The following is a 4,323-nucleotide window of genomic DNA, read 5'->3' as shown; positions in this document are numbered from 1 at the left end:
GAGTCCGGACCCGACTTCTTCGCCCGCGAGGTCTTCCCCGGATCGGCGCTGCCACGGTTGTCCGAGATCGCCACGGCGTGCGAGCCGTACTTCGCGGTCACCCGGCTGCGCGAGGACGGCGCAGACTACGCGCGCACTCTGCACGGCTGGTCCGCCCGGCTGTTCCAGGCCCGGCAACAAGCCCAACTGCTCGTGGGCCCCGACACCTACCACCGGTACCGCACCTACCTCCGCGCCAGCGAAATCGTCTTCCTGCGCCAAGCCTCGACGCTCTACCGCATCACGCTGCGCCGATGGCCCGCACGTCGCGGTCCCGGGCAGCCTCAGATCCTCCCCGCCCCCGCCACGACGGTTTGCGGAATCCCCGAGGACGGCCCCTCATAGGAAAGGCAGGGTGTGATCGACCGGTAACGGACGGGCTGCCGCCGACCGCGCCTTCTCTCGCCCGAGCCGCCACACCCAGATCCGTCGCCCACCGCGCAGGAGACCGCCGTGCCGACCGTACGAACCTCGCAGCAGATCACCGACCGGGTGATCGCCTACATGGAGCCCGCGCTGCGCGAAGCGACGACCAGGCTCAGCCAGCCCGTCCGGCGCATGACCGAGTACCACTTCGGCTGGACCGACGCAGATGGCCGGCTCACCACCCCGATCGGGTTCCGCCGACGCCCCGCGCTGATGTCGCTGCTGTGCGCGGGCAGCACCGAGGAGGCCTGGGACAGCGTCCGCAACGCCGCCGTCGCGGGCACGCTGATGTCCGCCGCCGGCACCATCCACGACGACATCATCGATCGCGAGATGCTGCGCAAGGGCCGCGCGACCCTGTGGAACGCCTTTGGCGTACCGGCCGCGATCCACGTCGGAGTCGCCCTTCACTGCCTGGCCTTCGAACTCCTCGCCGACGAGGAGCCGCACGTCGCGGCCGAACTGAGCCGCCGCGCCGCCGTCGCCATCCGGGAGTGCTGCTCGGGCCAGATCCGTGACCTCGAATCCGAGGGCACCTCCCACATGAGCCTGCGGAACTCGCTCGACCTGCTGGAGCGCACCATCGCCCTCCCCACGGCCGGTGTGTCGATGGTCGGTGCTCTCGTGCGCGGAGCCACGGACGAACAGGTGGCCGCGACGGAGAAGTTCGGCTACCACGCCGGCATGGCGATGGCCTTCTTCGACGACTGGGAGGGCGTCTGGAGCCGCTCGCGCGACGCGCTGGAGGACTCCCTCGCCGACCTGCGCCAACGCAAGAGCCGCGCCTTCGTGGCCTACGCCCTCCAATCCCACGGCCCGGCCCGGGACCAACTCGCCGCCTTCTACGACGACACCACCGAGCCCGACCACGCCCAACTCACCCGGGTCACCACCCTGATCGAGGAATGCGGCGGCCGGACCTGGCTCGAAGACCGGATCAGGGAACACATCCACCTCGCGGCACGGGCATTGCCCGACGCCGTCCCCGACCCGGCCGCCAGAGCCGAACTCACGCTCTTCGTCGACGCGATCGCCGACGAACTGCCCTGACTGTAATCGCAGCTTGACCCGATGTTCTGTGTGGTCACACGCCCATGCCGTAGCCCGGCTGGTCCCCGGCATTCCCGAACCGGTGAGCGAGGCAATCACACGTCAGGGCAGCCGAGTTGGACGACATCGGCGCCGAGACGGAAGACTGCAGCACCCGGGGCCTCCTGTTGCTCGGTTGGATTCGACACCCACGAGCTGTGCGGGAGGCCCCACTTCCATGCCCGGCCAGCCTGAAGATCACCCGACCGAGTCGACAACCTCGAACCCACGCTCACCGGACTCGATAGAGCAACTCAGGGATTGATCAGGGTGTTGTCGGGGCCGATCCCTGATGAGTCGCACAGCGGTTGTACGGCACCGTCGTTGGCATGACTACCAAGCCTTCTTCGCTGGCCGCGCTCGCCTGCGCGGTGCTCACCGCAGTGACCCAGGGGACGGCCGTCCCGGCGGTGGCGGCTCCCATCGCGCGACCCGCCGCGGCGGTCTTCCACACCGGCAACGACAGCACTGGCAGCGACCGCACCGGCGACCGGTTGCCGGACCTGGATCCGCAGGTGTTGCAGCAGGCCCTGTCGAGCGCGCCCGACCGGGTCACGGGCGTGCTGGCACGCATCAGCGGGCCGGACGGCCACTGGACCGGGACGTACGGCACCGCCGACATCACGACCGGCGCGCCGGTGCCGGCCGATGGCCGGTTCCGGCTCGGCAGCGTCACCAAGACCTTCATCGCCACCGTGGTGCTGCAACTGGCCGCCGAGGACCGCGTCGACCTCGACCAGCCCGTCCAGCGCTACCTGCCGGACATCCTGCCCGACAGCTACCCTCCGATCCCCGTACGCACCCTGCTCAACTTCACCAGCAGCCTTCCCGAACTGACCTCGGACGACCTGCCCACCACCCCGGACGGCATCGTCCAGCACCGCTTCGACGACCACCCGCTCGCAGAACTCGTCGCCAAGGCCGTCCGGCACGAACGCCCCTTCACCGAGCCCGGCTCCCTGCAGGTCTACGGAGCCACCGGCTACTACGTCGCTGCCATGCTCGTCGAGAACGTCACTGGGCACACCTACCAGCAGGAGATCACCACCCGCATCCTGCAACCGCTGCACCTGCGTGACACCACCGCCCCGGAGACCGACATCACGATCCCCGGCCCCCACTCCCACGGCTACATCGCCGTACCCCGGCCGGACGGCGGAACGCAGCTGGCCGACATCACCGAACAGAACCCCGGCGCCGGCGGCATGATCTCCACCACCGCCGACCTCGACCACTTCCTGACCGCACTCTTCCGGGGACGGCTCCTGCCCCCGACCGAGCAGGCGGAACTGTTCGACGTCCCCGACGTCCCCTACCTCGGCGGCACCGACAACGACCCGGGCCACGGCCGCGCCTACTACGCCGCCGGCCTGATGCGCGCGACCCTCCCCAACGGCGTGACCGTGTGGGGCAAGACTGGCAGCACCTTCGGCTACACCGACGGCATGTTCACCACCCGCGACCTCCGACGCCGCCTGGTGTACTCCTTCAACCCCACCACCGGCGGCGGCAACGACCGCGCCCTGGTCAACCGGATCCTCTCCGCCGCATTCGCGGGCCCGACCGATCATTGACGGTGCTTCGGCAACTTGCGTGGATTCGACACCCACGAGCTGTGCGGGAGGCCCCACTTCCATGCCCGGCCGGCCTGAAGATCACCCGACCGAGTCGACCACCTCGAACTCACGCTCACCGAAATCGATAGAGCAACGGCTTCTGTACCACAGGGTTTCGAGAACCACGGGTGTGCATCGTCGGCCGCCGTGAGGCTGAGGCCTGAATCGGGCCAGGAGCTACCCCCCAGTCCACGGGGCTGTGCGTAGGAAGTCGGCGGGGCGGACTTCCTACGCACAGCCGTTCAACCTCAGAGGATGAACACGAAACCCCGGCGCCGACCTTCGGGAACGGCCTCTGCTGTTTGCGATCCAGCATGGTCGAAGTTAAATCAAGAAGCCTGAGGCAATTCTCCGGACGGTCACATTCTCATCCAATCCAGGAATTTCTTCGACCAGTCGCGAGTGTGCCGATTTCAGAAACTCCGAGATCTTCTCCAGCAGCTCTCCGGGAGCGACCGACCCCCGCCCCGGCCTCCTTGATGAGCCGACCGAGATGCTGTCGCCGGCCCGACGAAAGCTGATGATCTCCTCGCTCTCGGTGAAGTCGAATGCCGCATCCTCCCCACGGGAGATCCGCTCGGCCACTCCACGGAGGGAAAGCGCGAGATCCACAAGCGTCACAAACCTCCGTTTCGAGATGATCTCCACGCTGTCCACGATCATCTCGACGTTGACCCCGAAGTACCGGTAACGGAGGTCACCCTCCGAAATACCCGAGGGATCTCCTCGCCTGGCGTCATCCCAAGTCTCATGCCAGGGCGAGGCAGGCTCCGGAAGGGAGAAGGAAAGGTGAATCATGTCTCTCCTCACAGGAATTCAATTCACTTAGAACGGGAAGGCAGTCTTGATCCTACCCTCATCCACAACCACGCGAACGCTGGTCAGATCTCCGCCTCCATTCGCCGGGCCTGCCGTGCCGACAGTATCGCCGAAATCCCAGTCATAAATCTGACCGGATCGAGGCTCATTGGTTATTGGGTCCGGCGTATTCGGCCTGGGGGTTCCTCGCTTGAGGGTGTCGGCGATCCTCTTGCGCACCGCCTTTTCCTTCCCCGTAAAGATCCCCGCCTCGGGGTCGACCAACTTTCCACCAGGCCTGTGACGGTCCTTGATGTGTTGCCACGCCGCGTCGTCAAGGGCTGGTTCTGCCTTC

5 protein-coding genes are annotated in these 4,323 nt (G+C 67.1%); 3 read left to right on the top strand and 2 right to left on the bottom strand.

What is annotated here, in order from left to right; all coding sequences use genetic code 11:
- From AB0O00_RS30975 to AB0O00_RS30965, 3 genes are all read left to right on the top strand, one after another.
- On the top strand, window positions 1–384 hold a 384-nt coding region (locus tag AB0O00_RS30975; protein WP_363657391.1), incomplete at its 5' end, for a class I SAM-dependent methyltransferase.
- 108 nt (window positions 385–492) lie between these two features.
- Window positions 493–1,515 carry a polyprenyl synthetase family protein gene (locus AB0O00_RS30970; RefSeq protein ID WP_363657389.1) on the top strand — a complete coding sequence of 341 codons (1,023 nt, stop codon included), beginning with the start codon at window positions 493–495 and terminating at the stop codon, window positions 1,513–1,515.
- Between the two features lie 368 nt (window positions 1,516–1,883).
- On the top strand, window positions 1,884–3,128 hold the full coding sequence (locus AB0O00_RS30965; protein WP_363657387.1) for a serine hydrolase domain-containing protein: 1,245 nt from the start codon (window positions 1,884–1,886) through the stop codon (window positions 3,126–3,128).
- Window positions 3,129–3,494: 366 nt separating this feature from the next.
- Here the strand turns inward: AB0O00_RS30965 and AB0O00_RS30960 are convergent, their stop codons facing one another.
- Complete coding sequence (locus tag AB0O00_RS30960; RefSeq protein ID WP_363657386.1) at window positions 3,495–3,968, bottom strand: hypothetical protein; 474 nt, start codon at window positions 3,966–3,968, stop codon at window positions 3,495–3,497.
- Between the two features lie 27 nt (window positions 3,969–3,995).
- Window positions 3,996–4,323 (bottom strand): hypothetical protein (locus AB0O00_RS30955; RefSeq protein ID WP_363657384.1); only part of this gene is annotated, 328 nt, incomplete at its 5' end.

This window comes from Kitasatospora sp. NPDC093558 (genome assembly GCF_040683475.1).
In the GTDB taxonomy this organism is placed as follows: domain Bacteria; phylum Actinomycetota; class Actinomycetes; order Streptomycetales; family Streptomycetaceae; genus Kitasatospora.
Note: the sequence above shows the minus strand (reverse complement) of the source record. Positions and strands in the feature narration are given on the sequence as shown.

What these genes read in the sequence shown, in the direction of transcription:
- AB0O00_RS30965 (WP_363657387.1), top strand. Translation starts at nt 1,884, where the DNA reads ATGACTACCAAGCCTTCTTCGCTGGCCGCGCTCGCCTGCGCGGTGCTC.
- AB0O00_RS30960 (WP_363657386.1), bottom strand. Translation starts at nt 3,968, where the DNA reads ATGATTCACCTTTCCTTCTCCCTTCCGGAGCCTGCCTCGCCCTGGCAT.